Genomic DNA, 17,666 nt, shown 5'->3' with positions numbered 1-17,666 from the left:
CTCTCAGCGTGATTGCGTCGAAAGCCGCGCGCCGCCGATCCAGGTGCGGATCTTGTCTTCGAGCGCTTCCGGGCTGATCGGCTTCGACAGATAGTCGTCCATGCCGGCCTGGAAGCAGAGCTCGCGGTCGCTTTCCAGCGCATGCGCGGTCACACCGATGATCGGTGTATGTGTGCCGGTGCGCTCCTCCAGTTCGCGGATCTTCTGCGTCGCCTGATGACCGTTCATCACCGGCATGGAGACATCCATGAGGATGATCGCCGGATCATGCGCCTGCCAGGCGTCGACCGCTTCCGCACCATTCTTGACGATTTGGAACAACCAGCCGGTAGTCTGCAGGATCTGGGTGAAGACGATCTGGTTGACCTCGTTATCCTCGGCCACCAATACGTCGAGCGACGGCATGGCCTGAACGGGAGGCGTCGACTTTGCACCAGTCACCAACTGAGGACTTGCAATCGGCGCGATAGCCTCTGCAACGACAGTTGCCTCCATCTGCCGCCGGCTTCTGACCGATCGCACCACGTCGATGACAGTGCTGCGCAGAAGGTTGGCCCGCGCCGGCTTCATAAGATGCGCATGGATCTGCAGGCTGGCAAACATGCTTTCGTCATTTGCCATGTCCATCGAGGTCAGGAAGATGATGCCTGTGCGGTCGAAGCGATTGTCTCCACGCAGCGACTTGGCGAAATCAAGCCCGTTCATTTCCGGCATGTGATAGTCGAGCACGATCGCATCGACCGTGATCCCGAGGCGCGTTGCCTCGGCAAGGACGGCCAACCCCTCGGCACCGCTTTCCGCCGCGACCGTATCGAAACCCCACATGGAAAGCTGTTCGGAAAGGATGCGGCGATTGACGGCATTGTCGTCGACAATCAGCACGCGAGCGCCGCTCGTATTGACCGGCAGCACGGTTTCCGTCTTGCGCTCCGCGACGACCGGGAACGGCAGGCTCACGGTAAACACCGAGCCGCGTCCGAGTTCGCTTTCGACATTGACCGAGCCGCCGAACAGTTCGACGAGACCCGACGTGATCGCCAGCCCCAGACCCGTGCCTTCGTGCCGCCGCGTCGAGGACGTATCGACCTGCGAAAATTTTTCGAACACCGAGGCGAGTTTCTCGTCCGGAATGCCGAGCCCGGTGTCCTCGATCCGGATCGTCAGCATCAGGTCAGAAGCTCCCACGGGTTCCGACTTCAGGTCGATGAAGACATGCCCCTTCTCGGTAAACTTCACCGCATTGCCGACGAGATTGGTGACGATCTGGCGGAAGCGCCCGGCATCGCCGAGCACAGTTTCCCGCACGGAAGCATCACCGCGCACGATGAGTTCGATATCCTTGTCGGCGGCAGCGGACGAAAGCAGCGTGGCCACATCTTCGATCGCCTCCACCGGATCGAAAGGCGCCTTCCTCAGCTTCATCTGCCCGGCATCGATCTTCGAGAAATCGAGGATGTCGTTGATGATCGTTAAAAGCGCATTGCCGGATTTAACGATGATGTCGATGAAGGTCTTCTGCCGCGTGTCGAGATTGGATTTGGCCAGTAGTTCCGCCATGCCGAGCACGCCATTCATCGGCGTGCGGATTTCATGGCTCATATTGGCGAGGAATTCCGACTTGGCACGATCAGCAGCCTCGGCGCGCTGCAGCAGCCGCGTCAGGTCCTCTTCGCGCGCCTTGACATCGGTGACGTCAGTAAAGACGGCCAGCCAATGGTCACTGTCGGTCTGCCGCGCCTCGACCTGAACCCATTTGCGGTTCTCGATCTTGAACGAGGCATAGAACGGCCGGCCCGCAGCCATGTTCTCTTCCAGCGACCGAAACGTTCCAAGCGCTTCACCGCTCGCACCGAGATCGCCGCGACGGACACAATAACGGAACAGATCGCGCCACTGCGCGCCGGGAGAAACCATCTCGGCGGGCATTTCCAGCATGGCGGCAAGCGCATCGTTAGAAAGTTCGACCTCTCCATCATGCAGGATCAGCAGCCCTTGCGACATCGCGCTGGTCGCATCGCGCATCAGCGCGCCGTGACGTTCAAGCGCCGCACGTGCCTCCTGGATCTCCGCATCACGCTTACGCATGACGGTGATGTCGGTATAACTGAGAAGGAGCTTGCCGTCAGAAAGCCGCGACGGTGAAATCAGCACCTGCCTGCCGGTAAGAGAGCGGATCTCCAGCGGCGGATGCCCGTCCTCCGTCAGCGCTGCAATTCGCTGCTCGTAGATCGCTTCGAAATCGGAACCGAAATCGGCAAACACGCCGCTCTCGAAAAGAAACAGAAGGAAATCACGGTAGGAACGGCCGGAGAGATTGAAGCTCCGCTTCGTATCCCAGAACTCCCCGAAAGCGGGATTGGCATATTCGAAATCGAACTGATCCGTCAGGATGGCGACGCCGACAGGAAGGGCGTCGAGAATGGTCTGTAGGTCCCGGCTGACCTTCTCCGCCTTCGCCTGTGCCTCGCTGATCTGCGAGACATCCGTCCGCGAGCAGAGGAGGTAATTGCTGCCATCCTCGGTCTGGATAGAGCGAAGACGGGTCAGGACCGGTATGACCGATCCGTCCGGAAAGGTCATGTCCTCGGACTTGTCGATATTCTCGCCATCCAGAACCCGGGCATTTTCGTCCCAGAAACGTTCGGCGGCCCAGGGAAACATCTGCGCTTCCGTCTGGCCTATATAGCGGTCCCGGCTATCGCCGAGCATCCGCTCATAGGCATGGTTGGCATAGGTCAGTTCATGCCTGGCATTGCGCACGAAGACCGGCGTCGGCAGGTCCTCGAGGATGGCGCGAAACAGCTCCGTTTCCGCCACCTGATTGCGGAGCAGCATTTCCTGCTCCTTGAAATCAGTGACGTCCTGGCGGATCGCGATCAGAACACCGTTTTCCAGCCGTTTGTTGACCGATCGAAGCCAGCGCCCGTCGGCAAGATGATCGATGCTTTCATGATAGGGCTGCCGGAAAGGTTTGATCTGCTCTGCGAGCCATCCGTCCCGGCCCAGCGCAAGAACCTGATCGTCCGACTGATAGATCTTTCGGCGGCGGTCGTAGGCCTGCCCCAGGATCTGGGGCAGGCTCATCCCGACCTGCAGATCGATATCCAGCGTTCGGCCATATTCGGTAAGCTGCGAATTACAATAGAGCAACACGTCGTTGCGGTCGTAGATGCCGATGCCCATTTCCAGCATGTCTAGGGCATCGTCGAGAAGTTTGTTGTCGAACATGGGCGAAGTGCCGCCTGCAACGCGCAATGGGACGATCTTGGCCGTGCCGGAGGAAAGCTCCGCCTTCGGCGCAATCGCCTCGATAGTGCCGAACAGATAGGTATGGTCGTTTTCGGTTAGAAAGCGCTCGATATGAACTTCATATAAAAGCGCACCGGCGGCATCGAACAACCGCGCGACCTCGTCGCTGCCGAAAACAATAGCCCGACTTTCCTTCTCCTTGCGGTCGCCGGCATCGACAGTGCCCGTCAGAGTGTTGCTGGCGCCGTCGACGAAATCGTCCGGACTAGCACTGAAAAGTTCCGCATAGGCGAGATTGACCGCCACATAGCGCAGCGCGCTATCCTTGATATAGGCCGGTTGCAGCAGATCCTGGATCCGCGCACAGGCTTTGTCGAGCAAGTCGCTGTGCATATCCAAGCGCTGCTGTCCCTTATTATGTTCCCGGGCAATTTTTTGGGCCGATTCACTGCGGCCGTGATGGCGACGATAACACCATGGCGAGTGTTAACAACGCGTTTTTACCACAAGTCGATACCCGGATTTTCGTGTAGCGATTGCAGAATTTTCGCCGGAGCGGCGTGATGTCCTGGAAGAGGCGGCACATCGTCGCAAATGGCGAGGGCAACCGTGAAGGGAATTTGACACAGTCTGCGAAAGGACCGCCGCAGATGGGATAGTCATGAGCGAGATTACGACGCCTTCTCCTGCTGAAGCAGATGCTGGCCCGACGAGCGGTGAAAGACGCCGCCGCAGCGGCGGCAGAGGTGGCGAACGCCTCCGCTCAGGCCTGAGCGGGACAAAATACCGCAACCTGGTCAACACGATAGACAAGACTAGCATCCTCTCGCCCGAAGCGATTGAAGACATTCACAGCGCCTCGCTGATTGTGCTTGAGGAAATCGGTATGGACATCATCCTGCCGGAAGCGCGTGAGCGGATGAAGATCGCGGGAGCAGATGTTACGCCCGGCTCCAACCGGGTGCGTTTCGACCGTGGCCTGATCGAGGAACTGATCGCATCCGCGCCGTCAAGCTTCACCATGCATGCCCGAAATCCGCAGCGGAATGTCAGCATCGGCGGCAATAACCTGGTCTTCGCGCAGGTCGCTTCCGCCCCTTTCGTTGCCGATCGCGAGGGTGGTCGCCGCGCCGGCAATCAGGAAGACTTTCGCAAGCTGATCAAACTCGCGCAGCATTACGACATCATCCACACGACCGGCGGTTATCCGGTCGAGCCGATCGACATTCATGCTTCGGTTCGTCACCTCGACTGCCTGTCCGATCTGGTGAAACTGACCGACAAGGTCTTTCATTGTTATTCGCTTGGCGCACAGCGCAATCTCGATGCACTTGAAATTGCCCGTATCGGAAGAGGCATATCGATGGAGCAGATGGCGACGGAGCCATCGCTTTTCACCGTCATCAACTCATCCTCCCCGCTCCGTCTCGACGGGCCGATGCTTCAAGGGATCATCGAAATGTCGTCGTGCGGCCAGGTCGTCATCATGACGCCGTTCACGCTGGCGGGCGCCATGGCGCCGGTAACGATCGCCGGCGCTCTGGTGCAGCAGAATGCCGAGGCGCTGGCTGGCATCGCCTTCACCCAGATGGTGCGAAAAGGCGCCCCCGTCATGTATGGCGGCTTCACGTCCAATGTCGACATGAAGACGGGTGCACCCGCTTTCGGCACCCCGGAATATATGAAGGCGGTGATTGCCGGTGGGCAACTGGCCCGCCGCTACGGCATTCCCTACCGGACCTCCAACACCAATGCCGCCAATACGCTCGATGCACAGGCGGCATACGAAAGCTCCATGTCGCTCTGGGCGCTGACGCAAGGGGGCGGCAACTTCGTGCTTCACTCCGCGGGCTGGACGGAAGGCGGACTGACGGCATCCTTCGAGAAATTCATTCTCGACGTCGACATGTTGCAGATGGTGGCGGAATTCCTGACGCCGCTCGACGTAAGCGCCGACGCCCTGGCGCTAGATGCGGTGCGCGATGTCGGCCCCGGCGGCCATTACTTCGGCACCCCGCATACACTCGCACGTTACGAAACCGCCTTCTATTCGCCCATCCTTTCAGATTGGCGCAATTTCGAAACGTGGACCGAGGCAGGAAGGCCGACCACCTATGACCATGCCAACCGGATCTACAAGGAAGCACTGGCCAATTACCAGCAGCCGGCACTTGATCCCGCGATGGGAGAAGAACTCGATTCTTTCGTGACCAGGCGTAAGGCTGAAGGCGGTGTGGCAACCGATTTCTGAACACCTTCAAACCGGCACAGTATTGCCGCAATCCCACCACAAAGCGAGGCGGAGGTTGCACGTTAGCGGCAGAAATCAACCTTTGGATGATCGAGTGTGAACAGCCGTTCAGACTAAGTTCTGTTTCCTTCCATCAATCTGCCGAGATTGAGCACCATCTTATGAACGTGCCCTTGGAACGAACCAGAGGGAAAGGACCACGATCATGACGTTCATGAAGAAAACAGTTTCCGCGAGCCTCGTCGCCCTGTCTGTCGCAGGCGCACTTGCCGCGACCGCACCTGCCGCAGAAGCGCGCGACCGCCATCATCACGGCGACGACGTCCTGATCGGCGCCGCCGCAGGTCTTGCCGGCGGTATTATCGGAGGCGCAATCGTTTCCGGTTCGCAGCGACCGGTATATGTCGAGCCGCAATACGAATACGCACCGCCACCGCCACCGCGGGTCGTTTACCGCCCTGCTTACTACGAGCCGGCCCCGCCGCCGCCGCGTTGCCATCTCGAATGGGTGGAAAACGAATATGGCGAAGCTTATCGCGCCCGCGTCTGCTATTAATATCTGAAGTCAGAGATGCTGAAGGCGGCGGTGAAAGAACCGCCGCCTTTTTCTTTTATCTATTCTACGCGATCAATCGTCGTCGCCGTCGATCCACACCTGTTCGCCGGATTGCGGGTGGAACTTGATTTCCATCTTGCGGCCATCCTTGTTGCGGGCCTCGACCTCATAGCAGCCGTCATCGATATTGATATCGCGGATTTCCAGACCAAGCGGCGCGATCCTGTTGCGCAAATCCGCTTCGCTCATCCAGTCGGCGATCGGCACATTGCCGCAACGGCGACGATCATCGTCATCCGCATGGGCGAAAGAGGCAAAGCCAACGGAAGAGAGCGCAACGGCAGCAAGGATGATGCTTTTCATGACGGGTTCCTTTCGAACTGATCCGGCCGAGGCATCCTTGCCTGACCGATGGACAGACCTTACGAAAGTGGCGCTGAGCGATAACTGACAGGCCATGTCAGCTAAATTTCAGCAAACCCGTGTTAGAGGAAGCGGATGTTGAAACGCCTCACTGCCCTCGCCCTTCTGTCTGCTCTGGTCTTTACGGCCCCGCCTTCGAAGGGCGATGACAACCATGATCTTGACCGCTTGCGCGATGCCGTGAACCGCGGTGAGGTCATGCCGCTTTCCGCCTTGCAGGACGAAGTGCGGCGCGCGTTTCCGGGCGAGATCATCCGCGTCAAGCTGGATGAGGACGACGGCCGTTTCATCTACGAGTTCAAGGTCCTCAAGACCAACGGCCGGCTGGTCGAAATCGAGATGGACGCCAGAGATGGCCGCGTTCTCGATGTCGATAATGACGATGACGACGATTGATTGCCATGCGTATCCTGCTTGTTGAAGACGACCCGTTGATCGCCCGCGACGTCACCCGCCATCTCGAACATGCCGGCTATCTGGTCGAGCATGAACGTGACGGCGAGAGCGGCTGGTTCCGCGGTGACGCAGAAGAATTCGCCGCCGTCATTCTCGATCTCGGCCTGCCCGAACTCGATGGCCTGTCGGTCCTCAAACGCTGGCGCGCCACTGAGCGGGAACTGCCCGTTCTCATCCTGACTGCCCGCGGCAACTGGGAAGAGCGCGTCGAGGGCATCGATGCCGGCGCCGACGATTATCTGGCAAAACCGTTCCAGATGCCGGAGCTTCTCGCCCGCCTGCGCGCCATCATCCGCCGCTCGCAGGGCAAGGCGGCTCCAGTGATGCAGGCAGGCAAGCTGAAGCTCGATCCGCGCGCGAAGAGCGCTTCGGTCGACGGCCTGCCCGTCGAACTGACGCCGCTCGAATATCGCTGCCTGCATTTTCTGATGGCCAATGGCGAGCGGCATGTCTCGCAGATGGAACTGACAGAACAGCTCTACGCGCAGGATTTCGAGCGAGAGAGCAATTCGGTCGAGGTGCTCGTCGGACGCTTGCGCAAAAAATTCGGCAGGGAAGTCATCGTCACCCGTCGCGGCTACGGCTACCGGATCGGCACCGCATGAGCGAAGACACCAAGGCCGGGCGACGTCCGCTCTCGATCCGCAACCGTTTTCTGATCGTCTCGCTGGTCACGGTCCCGGCTGCGCTTGCCTTGGCCTGCTTGTTTATGGTCTCGGTCTTTTCCGCCAATCTGGAACGCCGGCTCGATGCGGAGCTGACCGGCCATATCAACAATATCGCCGCCTCGCTGCGTTTTGCTGCCGATGGCACACCCGAACGCCCGGCCGGCTTCTTCGACAAGCGTTTCGAGGATGCCTATGGCGGGCTCTACTGGCAGATCGGCGACGACACCTCCCCTGCCCGCCTGCGTTCCCACTCGCTTTGGGATTATACGCTTACTTCACCTGCCGATCTGCCGAGCGACGGGCGGGTTCTTCGCTACGACATGGCCGGGCCGGACGGCTCGACGCTGACCGCCCAGCAGCGTCAGATTATGGTGCCGACGCCCGCAGGGTTGAAGACCCTGCAGATCATCGTTGCGGCCGATCGCAAGCCATTGCAGGAAGCCGGTTATCGCTTCGCCTTCGACATCCTGCCTTATCTCGCAGGCCTTACGCTTTTCCTGATCGGCGCCTCGCTGATCCAGGTCGTCTTCGGCCTGAAGCCGCTGGCAGAACTGACCACCGGCCTCGACCGTATCCGCGAACGACGCGGCGGTCGCCTGGAAGGCGTTTTGCCGAAGGAATTCGAACCGGTCGAGATATCGGTCAACCGCCTGCTCGATGCGCAGGCTCAGGCAATCGCCAAGGCTCGCGCCCGTGCCGGCGATCTGGCGCACGGGCTGAAAACACCGCTGACGGTGCTTTCCAACGACGCCCTGACGCTGCGCCAGAAGGGCGAAAGCGAGATGGCCGACGAGATCGACCGGCTGGTGGCGCTGATGCGCGCCCATGTCGAGGCGGAACTGGCAAGAAGCCGCATCGTCGCCAATGCCGAACTGCGCCAGTCCGATGCAGACATCGAAAAGATCACTGGCCAGATCGTCCGCACGCTGAAACGAACGCCGGAAGGTGAAGCGCTCAACTGGAATGTGGAGATCGACGAGCCGGCGGACGTTCCGCTCGACCCGAATGACCTTCGCGAGATGATCGGTAATATCGTCGAAAACGCCGTCAAATGGGCCGCAGGCGAAGTGACCATTAGCTGGAAAAACCGCCGCCTGACCGTGGCCGACGATGGCCCTGGCGTCGATCCCGAAAAGATCCGCAGCATGACCGAACGCGGCGTCCGCCTGGACGAACAGGTGCCGGGAACCGGCCTTGGCCTGTCCATCGTCAAGGAAATCTGCACCGTCTACGGATTGACCCTGTCGATCGAAAACCGGCGGCAAGCCGGGTTACAGGTCACCATCGCCTTTTGAACTGCGACAGGATTTCCGCCTTCAAAGGCATCAGCGCTGTGGGAAACCGCTTGCCCGCCGATGACATCGGCCAATGATAGCGTTAACGAGGCTTTTTGCGAGCCGGCACGATCCATCGAAGCAACCGCGGCGATCCCGTGCCCGCGCGACAGGCAAAATTCATTCCCGCCTTATGAGACTACAAATCGAAAAAACACGGCACAGGAAACGTGTCGGGTCGCTTGGCGGGACGCAACAGGGATAGGGCGAGACATGAGCGAGACGGGTGGGTATTTTCCGCGTTGGCGGCTGAAGACGGAAGGGCGCATCCTGCCCGACGAACGTCTGCCGGCCGGGCCGACGGTGGTGCTGGGCTTCCAGCATGTGGTGGCGATGTTCGGCTCGACCGTGCTTGCCCCGATGATAATGGGTTTCGATCCGAACGTATCGATCCTGTTTTCCGGCCTTTCGACATTGATCTTCTTCATCGCTGTCGGCGGCCGCGTGCCGAGCTATCTCGGTTCCTCCTTCGCCTTCATCGGCCCGGTTCTGGTTGCAACTGCGGCAGCAGCCGGCGCGCCTAACCCGAATATCGCCTTGGCGCTCGGCGGCATCATCGCAGCCGGTGCGCTTTACGCCCTGATCGGTGTCATCGTCATGATGGCCGGCCATCGCTGGATCGAGCGGCTGATGCCGCCGGTCCTGACCGGTGCAATCGTTGCCGCCATCGGCCTCGTGCTGGCGCCGATCGCAATCGCAAGCGCATCCGGCACCGGTGCGGCAACGCCCGACGGCAGCCAGCTGTCGCGCTGGGTGGCAATAGCCACTGTCGCGGCTGTCGGCCTCGTCGCCGTCTACGCCCCCGGCATGACCCGCCGCCTGCCGATCCTTCTCGGCGGCGCTTTCGCCTACATCCTCTATCTCGTGCTGGCGAATGGAATGGGTTACGGCACACCGATCGACTTTTCCGGCGTCTCTGCCGCCGCATGGTTCGGTTTGCCGACCTTCACTGCCCCGGTATTCTCGGCCTCCGCGATCACCCTGATCGCCCCGGTCGTCGTCATTCTGGTTGCCGAAAACCTCGGACATATCAAGGCGATCGGCGCCATGACCGGCCGCAATCTCGACCCTTATCTCGGCCGCGCCTTCATCGGTGACGGTGTCGCAACGATCTTCTCCGGGTTCTTCGGCGGCACCGGCATGACGACCTACGCCGAAAACATGGGTGTCATGGCCGTCACCCGCATCTTCTCGACGCTGGTCTTCCTCGTCGCCGCCTTCGTCGCCATCCTGCTCGGCTTCTCGCCGAAGTTCGGCGCGCTGATCCAGACCATTCCGGGGCCTGTTCTCGGCGGTCTGTCGATCGTCGTCTTCGGCCTGATCGCCGCCACTGCCGGCCGTATCTGGGTGGAAAACAAGGTCGACTTTTCCGAGCCGCGCAACCTGATTACCGTCGGTGTGGCGCTGGTTCTCGGCGCCGGCAACTTCAAGCTCGATGTCGCGGGCTTCACGCTCGACGGCATCGGCACCGCTACGATCGGCGCGATCGTGCTCTATCACGCGCTTGGCCTGACCAAGGCTGCAAACAAGCCGGATCAACAGGCCTGACGAGACAAACGCGCAGGCCGCATGGCTGGCCTGCGCTTCGCATTTGCGAAATATCCTTGACTTTTCTCGGCAAATCCACCAAATGCGGCTCATGCTTTCACCTTCCGGCCGCCGCGTGAGTTGGCCCTGCGACAACAAAGATCGCAAAGAAGGAACAAGGCGCACAGATAGATCGCCCTGACACTCAGGGTTCAAGCGCTGGGAAGCAATTTCCAACACACAAGTTCCCAAATCACGCGGGGTTCTTGACGCCAGAAACAGCCCACATGGCATGGTGCCATGCAGGCATGTCGTTTTCTGGCGCCCCGAAAGGTATTCGCTTTGACGAATTTTGAATCTCTTGGTGTCTCCAAGCAGATCGTCGCCACGCTGACCGCGCTTGGCATTGAAACTCCGACGCCGATCCAGGCGCAGGCTATCCCGCTTCTCCTCGAAGGCCGCGACCTGATCGGCCTTGCCCAGACAGGCACCGGCAAAACAGCCGCTTTCGGCCTGCCGCTGATCGAGCGCCTGCTTGCCGATGGCACGCGTCCCGACAACCGCACGACCCGTTCGCTGATCCTTGCGCCGACGCGCGAGCTGGTCAACCAGATCGCCGCCAGCCTGAAGTCCTTCGCCAAGGGCCGTCCGCTGAAGATCAACCTCGTCGTGGGCGGTGTGTCGATCAACAAGCAGCAGCTGCAGCTGGAAAAGGGCACCGACATTCTGGTTGCCACCCCCGGCCGCCTGCTCGATCTCGTAGCCCGCCGCGCCATCGGCCTGACGACCGTGCGCTTCCTCGTTCTTGACGAAGCCGACCAGATGCTCGATCTGGGCTTCGTCCATGACCTGCGCAAGATCTCCAAGATGGTGCCGAAGAAGCGCCAGACCATGCTTTTCTCTGCCACCATGCCGAAGGCGATCGCCGATCTGGCCGCCGACTTCCTCACCGATCCGGTCAAGGTCGAAGTCACGCCTCCGGGCAAGGCTGCCGACAAGGTCGAACAGTATGTCCATTTCGTTACCGGCAAGGGCGACAAGACGGAAATTCTGCGCAAGTCGCTGCTTGAAAACCCGGATGGCCGCTCTATCGTCTTCATGCGCACCAAGCACACTGCCGAGAAGCTGATGAAGCATCTCGACAATATCGGCTTCTCTGTCGCCTCCATCCACGGCAACAAGAGCCAGGGCCAGCGCGAGCGGGCACTAAAGGGTTTCCGTGACGGCGAGATCAAGACGCTGATCGCCACCGACGTTGCCGCCCGCGGCATCGACATTCCGGCCGTCAGCCACGTCTATAACTACGACCTGCCGGAAGTGCCGGATGCCTATGTTCACCGCATCGGCCGTACCGCCCGTGCGGGCCGTGACGGCATCGCGATCGCGTTCTGCGCCCCGGATGAAACGCTGCTCCTGCGCGATATCGAAAAGCTGATGGGCATCGAGATCAAGTCCGTATCCGGCGAGCGCCCGGAAGCGCTGAACCGTCCGGTCCGCGGCAATGGCAATAACAATAACCGCGGCGGCAACAAGGCCCGTGGCGGCAATGCTCGCGGTAACGGTGGTGGCAACGGCGAAAGCGGCAAGTCCAAGCGCCGCGAACGCCCGGCCCGCAAGCCGTTCTTCGCGGAAGGCGCAGAAGGTGCTTCGGAAGAGCGCGCAGAGCGCCAGGAACATCGTGGCGGCTCCAACAATCGTCCGCAGCGCGACAGCCGCCGCAACGAAGAGTTTCGTGGCCAGCGCCGCAACGAGGAGGCTCCGCGCTCCGAAGGCGACAACGATCTGGTAGCGACCTCGGACTTCCGTCCGAACCGTGGCGAGCAGCAGAAGCGCGGCGGCGGCCAGAACCGTGGTCACCAGGGCCAGGGCCAGCGTCAGCCGAACAATGGCGGCAATCGTGACCGCGCCGCCCACGGCGCCCACGAAGCCGGCAAGCAGCGCCAGCAGCATCAGGCAGGTGCGACCGATGGTGCGCAGGCTGCGGCAAAGACCGGTGGCCAGAACCGCCATACCCCGCAGAAGACCAGCCAGGGCGAAGGTCGCGGCCCCGTCCGCTTCGGCAATCCCGGCCCTGCTCGTGGCGACGAACAGCGCGGCGGCGGCTTCCAGGGCCGCAAGCGCCGTCCGGCGTAAGCTGCAAATCTAAAATACAAATAAGCATTGAAGCCGCCTCGGGTCTTGCCTCAGGCGGCTTTACTTTGATCATAGAGCCTCCTAGGTGAGCACAAAGACCACAACCAAAGGGGCGAAGTTGATAAGATACAACCTATCAGACAAAGATATCCTGAGCGCCCACCGCCTCTGGCGACGAACAAAATGGGGCAATCGAGTTTACTTGATATCCTGCCTGATTTTGATCGTCCTTATCAGCGCTTACGCTGAGCTGATGTATGATGACCTCAACATGCAGATGCTGATGAGAATTGTCCGCGTTCCTCTGAGCATTGCCCTTTTGAGCTTGGCGGCTGGTTTCATCGCCTCACGGGCGGCATTGCGCAATTTCAAGGCTCGGTTTCAAGCAAACAAGCCTATAGAACTTAGTTGGAACAACGACACCATTACCTTCGAACAAGGCGTTTCACTTTGGCGCGTTCCCCTGCAGGATTTCAGATCTTGGGCAATGAACGACAGTATCCTTCTGATCTTGCGGAGAGGAGCAATTTGGGACCCTATCCCCCTACGCGCTTTAACTCACGATCGACAAGCAGACCTGCTCGACACGTTTACCAAAGCTGGCATTACCCGCGCCAAGTTGTTTCCTTTTTGAAATTGGCGGCCTTCCGGTTCACCAGATACACCCCCGCCACCACGATCACCGTGCCAACCACCACCGGCAAGGTCAGCGGCTCACCGAACAGGATCGCGGCCTCGATAGCCACCATGGGCGGCATCAGATAGATCAGCGATGCCGCGCGCGAGACCTGTCCGTGCCGAATGAGCCGAAGCAGCAGGAACACCGCCCCCATCGAAATGCCGATCACCGACCATGCCATCGACGCGATCGCCTGCCATGTCCAGTCGAAACGCATGTCCTCTGTCAGAAGGGCGATCGGCAGGGTGACGATCAACGCGCCGACGAACTGCAGCGTCGCCGTCGCCATCAGGTCTGCCTGCTGCAGATGCTGCTTCTGATAAATGGTCCCGTATGTCACCGATGTCATGGCGACGAGATTGATGATCAGCGGAATGCCGAGCCCCGTCAGCCCGGCGGCAAGGCTGGCCAGAAGCTGCGGTGAAATCGCGATCAGTATGCCGGCAAAGCCGAGCCCGAGGCCGATGCGCTGGCGAGAAGAAAGCCGTTCACCAAGCAGGAAGGTGGCTGCCAATGCAGTCAACAGCGGTTGCAGCCCGGCGATGATGCCGGACAGGCCCGACGGCACCCCCTGCCCGATCGCATACCAGACGCCGGCAAGATAAAGCCCGTGCAGAAACACGCCGGAGAGAATGGCCTTGCCGAATGCCACCCCGCTCTTGGGCCATTTTGCCCCGATCAGCAGACAGAGGCCGGCAAAGGCACACGCCGCGAGAGCATGGCGCACGGCGAGAAAGGTGATCGGGTCGGCATGCATGGCCGCATATTTCGCAACGATCCAGCCCGTGGACCATAGAAAGGCAAATATCGCCGGCGCGAGGCGGTCAAGCATGATTGGCTTCCGTCAAAGAGGTTAGTTCCCATAGGCGGACAATATTTCCCGGTCAAAGCAGAAAATCTGACGGCAATCGTCAATGACGTTGATCATCCCGTGAGCACTTGGCGCTTTAACGGGCAACACATTGATTTGACGAATGTTAGCAAATCCTGACCTATCGGATTCAGCTCTGGGCGGCAGCCTCAAATACCCTATTTCCTAAGCGCCAAGTGGAGTTTCGATTTTATCTTCGGCAACTGCGCATGGTTCTTGCATTGCCCTCTGCGTTGTATTCTTATGGCCAAAAAAAGGGGAACGCTTCTTTGGCATTTGATGAAATGTTAACTGCGGAGAACCTTCCGCGCCCACCATATAAAGACTACCACGAGTGGTACGCGGCACAGGACACCGCACATCTGATCCGCAAGACTCAGGATGCGGAAAACATTTTTCGCAAGACCGGCATCACCTTCGCAGTCTACGGCCACGCGGACAGTTCAGAAAAACTCATCCCCTTCGACATCATTCCCCGCATCATCTCCGCTCGCGAATGGCGCAAGCTGGCCCAGGGCATCGAGCAGCGGGTTCTGGCGCTCAACGCCTTTCTCGACGACATCTACCACAAGCAGGAGATCATCAAGGCAGGCCGCATCCCGCGCGAACTGATCGAGAAGAACGTCGCCTTCCTGCCCGAGATGATCGGCTTCAAGCCACCGGGTGGCGTCTATACCCATATCGTCGGCACCGACATCGTGCGCACCGGCGAAGACCAGTTCTACGTTCTGGAAGACAATGCCCGCACGCCCTCCGGCGTCTCCTACATGCTGGAGAACCGCGAGACGATGATGCAGATGTTCCCCGAACTGTTCACCTTGAACAAGGTGCAGCGGGTCGAGGATTATCCGCGCCTGCTTCGCCAGTCGCTCGCGGCTGTCGCCCCTCCCGGCTGCAAGGGCAAGCCGCGCGTTGCCGTGCTCACTCCCGGCATCTACAATTCCGCCTACTACGAACACTCCTTCCTCGCCGACCAGATGGGCGTCGAACTGGTGGAAGGTTCGGATCTGCGCGTGCTCGACGGCAAGGTGCAGATGCGCACCACCCGCGGTTACGAGGCGATCGACGTTCTTTATCGCCGAGTCGACGACGATTTCCTCGACCCTCTCACCTTCCGCCCGGATTCGGCGCTGGGCATTCCCGGCATCATGGATGTCTACCGCGCCGGCAATGTCACGATCGCCAATGCACCGGGAACCGGCATCTGCGACGACAAGGCGATCTATTCCTACATGCCGGAAATCGTCGAATTCTATACGGGTCGCAAGGCGCTTCTTGAAAACGTGCCGACCTGGCGCTGTTCCGAGCCGGCCAGCCTCAAATACGTGCTGGAAAATATCGCGGACCTGGTGATCAAGGAAGTTCACGGGTCAGGCGGATACGGCATGCTGGTGGGGCCGACGGCGACAAAAAAGGAACGCTCCGACTTTGCCGAAAAGCTCAGCGCACGCCCGTCCAACTACATCGCCCAGCCGACGCTGGCTCTGTCCACCGTGCCGATCTTCGTCAACAAGGGCATCGCCCCGCGCCACGTCGATCTGCGGCCCTATGTACTGGTTTCCGACAAGGTGAAGATCATTCCAGGCGGTCTCACCCGCGTGGCGATCAAGCAAGGCTCGCTGGTGGTCAATTCCAGCCAGGGCGGCGGCACCAAGGACACCTGGGTACTGGAAGATTGAGGGCGTAGAAGAATGCTGGGAAGAACTGCAAACGGCCTCTACTGGATGTTCCGTTACATCGAGCGCGCCGAAAACATCGCCCGTCTCGTCGATGCCGGCCTGCGCGTCTCGCTGACCCGCGCCGGCTCTTCGGATGAGGACTGGCACGGCGTGCTCGAGAGTGCGGGGGTGCGCGAGGCCTATTCCGAGGTCCACGACAAGATGACCGCCTCCGACGCGGTCGATTATCTGCTGCGCGACCGCACCAACCTGTCGAGCGTCATGTCCTGCATCGAGGCGGGCCGTAACAACGCCCGCATGGTAAGAACCGCCCTGACGCGCGAGACCTGGGAAGCGACCAACGAGGCGTGGATCGACCTCAAGGCCCGTATGTCGCGCAAGCCCAAGGCTGCCGACCTGCCCGAGCTGATCGGCGTCATAAAACATCGCTGCGGTCTCATCCGCGGCGCATTTCACGGCTCGATGCTCAGAAACGAGATCTACAATTTCGCCCGCATCGGCACATTCATAGAACGGGCCGACAATACGGCCCGCATTCTCGACGTGAAATATTACGTGCTCCTGCCTTCCGTCAGCCAGGTCGGCTCCGCGCTCGACAATTTCCAGTGGGAATCGATCCTGCGCTCCGTCTCGGCCCACCGCTCCTACGGCTGGGTCTATGATGGCGAATACCAAGCCTCAAACATCGCCGATATGCTGATCCTGCAGGTGCAGATGCCGCGCTCGCTCGCCTATTGTTACGAGAAGATCGTCAGCAACCTGCATTACCTGTCGGAAGATTACGGCGGCGAGCGGCTGACGGCGCATGACACGGCCGATGCGATCCGGACCATGCTCAAGCGCGGCTCCGTCACCGAGATCATGGACCAGGGCCTGCACGAATTCCTCGAAGACTTCGTCTACCGCAACAATCAGCTCAGCGCCGAGATTTCCGACGGCTACCGCTTTTATCAGTAATCAGCCCAACCGCTCGACCCGAAGGACCACCCATGCGGCTGAAGATTTCGCATACGACAGAATATCTCTATGACGAACCCGTTCCCTATCTGCTGCAGCGCCTGCGGCTGACCCCGATCAGCGGGCCGACGCAAAAGGTGCTGAACTGGAGCGTGAAGGTCGACGGCGCCAAGATCGAGACGGGGTATTTCGACCAATACGGCAATCATGTCGATCTTGTTTCGGTCGAGGGCGCGGAACATGTGATCCGCATCACCGCCACAGGCGAGGTGGAAACGCTCGACAAGGCCGGCGTCTTCGGCGCCCATCTCGGCTGCACCCCACTCTGGCTTTACCTGCGCGACACCGGCCGCACAAAGCCCGGCAAGCTGGTCAAGGATCTGGCTAAAAACGTGAAAGGCGACAGCGAACTGGCGCAGATGCATGCGCTGATGGACGCAATCCACGAGGCGGTTGCCTACAATCCCGGCACCACCACGACCGAAACGACGGCCGAAGAGGCGCTGGCGGCAAAGACCGGCGTCTGCCAGGACCACGCCCATATCTTCATTTCAGCCGCGAGGTTTTCCGGCATTCCGGCCCGTTATGTTTCCGGTTATCTTTTGATGGAGGATAGGCCGGAACAAGTGGCAACCCATGCGTGGGCGGAAGCCCATGTTCCAGGCCTCGGCTGGGTTGGCTTCGATGCCGCGAACAATGTCTGCCCTGATGACCGTTATGTCCGCATCGCATCGGGCCTCTGCTACCGAGACTGCGCTCCGGTTTCCGGCATGCGGATCGGACCGGCCGGGGAAAACCTCACGGTAAGCCTGACGGTCAAACCGAGCCAGGAACAAAGCCAGACGCAGTCCTGAATGGACGAACGCAAGCCCGGCGCCATGTC

14 protein-coding genes are annotated in these 17,666 nt (G+C 60.2%); 11 read left to right on the top strand and 3 right to left on the bottom strand.

Annotation, left to right across the window (positions count from 1 at the left end):
- Nucleotides 1–3: 3 nt before the first annotated feature.
- Entirely contained in the window at nt 4–3,642 is a 3,639-nt protein-coding gene (locus MRBLMR1_RS03600) for a response regulator (RefSeq protein ID WP_183685301.1), read from the bottom strand.
- A 268-nt stretch (nt 3,643–3,910) separates the two neighbouring features.
- On the opposite strand from MRBLMR1_RS03600, the gene MRBLMR1_RS03595 reads away from it, so the two are divergent.
- On the top strand, nt 3,911–5,500 hold the full coding sequence (locus MRBLMR1_RS03595) for a trimethylamine methyltransferase family protein (RefSeq protein ID WP_148145731.1): 1,590 nt from the start codon (nt 3,911–3,913) through the stop codon (nt 5,498–5,500).
- A gap of 205 nt (nt 5,501–5,705) precedes the next feature.
- Entirely contained in the window at nt 5,706–6,056 is a 351-nt protein-coding gene (locus tag MRBLMR1_RS03590; protein ID WP_500063660.1) for a hypothetical protein, read from the top strand.
- A 72-nt stretch (nt 6,057–6,128) separates the two neighbouring features.
- On the opposite strand, the gene MRBLMR1_RS03585 is transcribed toward MRBLMR1_RS03590, so the two are convergent.
- Nucleotides 6,129–6,419 (bottom strand): PepSY domain-containing protein, encoded by a 291-nt coding sequence (locus MRBLMR1_RS03585; protein WP_183685227.1) that lies wholly within the window; start codon nt 6,417–6,419, stop codon nt 6,129–6,131.
- 138 nt (nt 6,420–6,557) lie between these two features.
- On the opposite strand from MRBLMR1_RS03585, the gene MRBLMR1_RS03580 reads away from it, so the two are divergent.
- The 6 genes from MRBLMR1_RS03580 to MRBLMR1_RS03555 all read left to right on the top strand — a co-directional run bounded on the left by MRBLMR1_RS03580 (nt 6,558) and on the right by MRBLMR1_RS03555 (nt 13,231).
- Nucleotides 6,558–6,875, top strand: coding sequence for a PepSY domain-containing protein (locus tag MRBLMR1_RS03580; protein ID WP_500063658.1), 318 nt, complete (start codon nt 6,558–6,560; stop codon nt 6,873–6,875).
- A gap of 5 nt (nt 6,876–6,880) precedes the next feature.
- Complete coding sequence (locus tag MRBLMR1_RS03575) at nt 6,881–7,540, top strand: response regulator transcription factor (protein ID WP_148145734.1); 660 nt, start codon at nt 6,881–6,883, stop codon at nt 7,538–7,540.
- On the top strand, nt 7,537–8,898 hold the full coding sequence (locus MRBLMR1_RS03570) for a sensor histidine kinase (RefSeq protein WP_148145735.1): 1,362 nt from the start codon (nt 7,537–7,539) through the stop codon (nt 8,896–8,898). The genes MRBLMR1_RS03575 and MRBLMR1_RS03570 overlap by 4 nt, the downstream gene beginning before the upstream one ends.
- 252 nt (nt 8,899–9,150) lie before the next feature.
- Complete coding sequence (locus MRBLMR1_RS03565) at nt 9,151–10,485, top strand: solute carrier family 23 protein (protein ID WP_148145736.1); 1,335 nt, start codon at nt 9,151–9,153, stop codon at nt 10,483–10,485.
- Between the two features lie 321 nt (nt 10,486–10,806).
- The gene (locus tag MRBLMR1_RS03560; RefSeq protein ID WP_148145737.1) at nt 10,807–12,597 is read left to right on the top strand and encodes a DEAD/DEAH box helicase; all 1,791 of its coding nucleotides are present in this window, start codon (nt 10,807–10,809) and stop codon (nt 12,595–12,597) included.
- Nucleotides 12,598–12,682: 85 nt separating this feature from the next.
- Nucleotides 12,683–13,231, top strand: coding sequence for a hypothetical protein (locus MRBLMR1_RS03555; RefSeq protein WP_148145738.1), 549 nt, complete (start codon nt 12,683–12,685; stop codon nt 13,229–13,231).
- On the opposite strand, the gene MRBLMR1_RS03550 is transcribed toward MRBLMR1_RS03555, so the two are convergent.
- Entirely contained in the window at nt 13,203–14,111 is a 909-nt protein-coding gene (locus MRBLMR1_RS03550) for a DMT family transporter (protein WP_148145739.1), read from the bottom strand. The two genes, MRBLMR1_RS03555 and MRBLMR1_RS03550, sit on opposite strands and share 29 nt — an antisense overlap.
- 305 nt (nt 14,112–14,416) lie before the next feature.
- On the opposite strand from MRBLMR1_RS03550, the gene MRBLMR1_RS03545 reads away from it, so the two are divergent.
- Genes MRBLMR1_RS03545 through MRBLMR1_RS03535 form a run of 3 tightly spaced genes read left to right on the top strand, consistent with a single transcriptional unit; the run spans nt 14,417 to nt 17,637 of the window.
- Entirely contained in the window at nt 14,417–15,826 is a 1,410-nt protein-coding gene (locus tag MRBLMR1_RS03545) for a circularly permuted type 2 ATP-grasp protein (protein WP_183685228.1), read from the top strand.
- A gap of 12 nt (nt 15,827–15,838) precedes the next feature.
- Nucleotides 15,839–16,783: an alpha-E domain-containing protein gene (locus tag MRBLMR1_RS03540; RefSeq protein ID WP_148145740.1), complete on the top strand. Its 945-nt coding sequence runs from the start codon at nt 15,839–15,841 to the stop codon at nt 16,781–16,783.
- A gap of 32 nt (nt 16,784–16,815) precedes the next feature.
- Nucleotides 16,816–17,637 carry a transglutaminase-like domain-containing protein gene (locus MRBLMR1_RS03535; RefSeq protein WP_148145741.1) on the top strand — a complete coding sequence of 274 codons (822 nt, stop codon included), beginning with the start codon at nt 16,816–16,818 and terminating at the stop codon, nt 17,635–17,637.
- The last annotated feature ends 29 nt before the right edge of the window (nt 17,638–17,666 follow it).

The sequence above is a fragment of the Neorhizobium sp. LMR1-1-1.1 genome, from assembly GCF_040675795.1.
GTDB classification, from domain to species: Bacteria; Pseudomonadota; Alphaproteobacteria; order Rhizobiales; family Rhizobiaceae; genus Neorhizobium; species Neorhizobium cellulosilyticum.
This window is presented reverse-complemented; position numbering and strand designations above follow the sequence as displayed.

Bases quoted from the DNA above. Each gene is read 5' to 3' on its own strand.
- MRBLMR1_RS03600 (WP_183685301.1), bottom strand. From the start codon at position 3,642: ATGCACAGCGACTTGCTCGACAAAGCCTGTGCGCGGATCCAGGATCTG.
- MRBLMR1_RS03595 (WP_148145731.1), top strand. From the start codon at position 3,911: ATGAGCGAGATTACGACGCCTTCTCCTGCTGAAGCAGATGCTGGCCCG.
- MRBLMR1_RS03590 (WP_500063660.1), top strand. From the start codon at position 5,706: ATGACGTTCATGAAGAAAACAGTTTCCGCGAGCCTCGTCGCCCTGTCT.
- MRBLMR1_RS03585 (WP_183685227.1), bottom strand. From the start codon at position 6,419: ATGAAAAGCATCATCCTTGCTGCCGTTGCGCTCTCTTCCGTTGGCTTT.
- MRBLMR1_RS03575 (WP_148145734.1), top strand. From the start codon at position 6,881: ATGCGTATCCTGCTTGTTGAAGACGACCCGTTGATCGCCCGCGACGTC.
- MRBLMR1_RS03570 (WP_148145735.1), top strand. From the start codon at position 7,537: ATGAGCGAAGACACCAAGGCCGGGCGACGTCCGCTCTCGATCCGCAAC.
- MRBLMR1_RS03565 (WP_148145736.1), top strand. From the start codon at position 9,151: ATGAGCGAGACGGGTGGGTATTTTCCGCGTTGGCGGCTGAAGACGGAA.
- MRBLMR1_RS03540 (WP_148145740.1), top strand. From the start codon at position 15,839: ATGCTGGGAAGAACTGCAAACGGCCTCTACTGGATGTTCCGTTACATC.
- MRBLMR1_RS03535 (WP_148145741.1), top strand. From the start codon at position 16,816: ATGCGGCTGAAGATTTCGCATACGACAGAATATCTCTATGACGAACCC.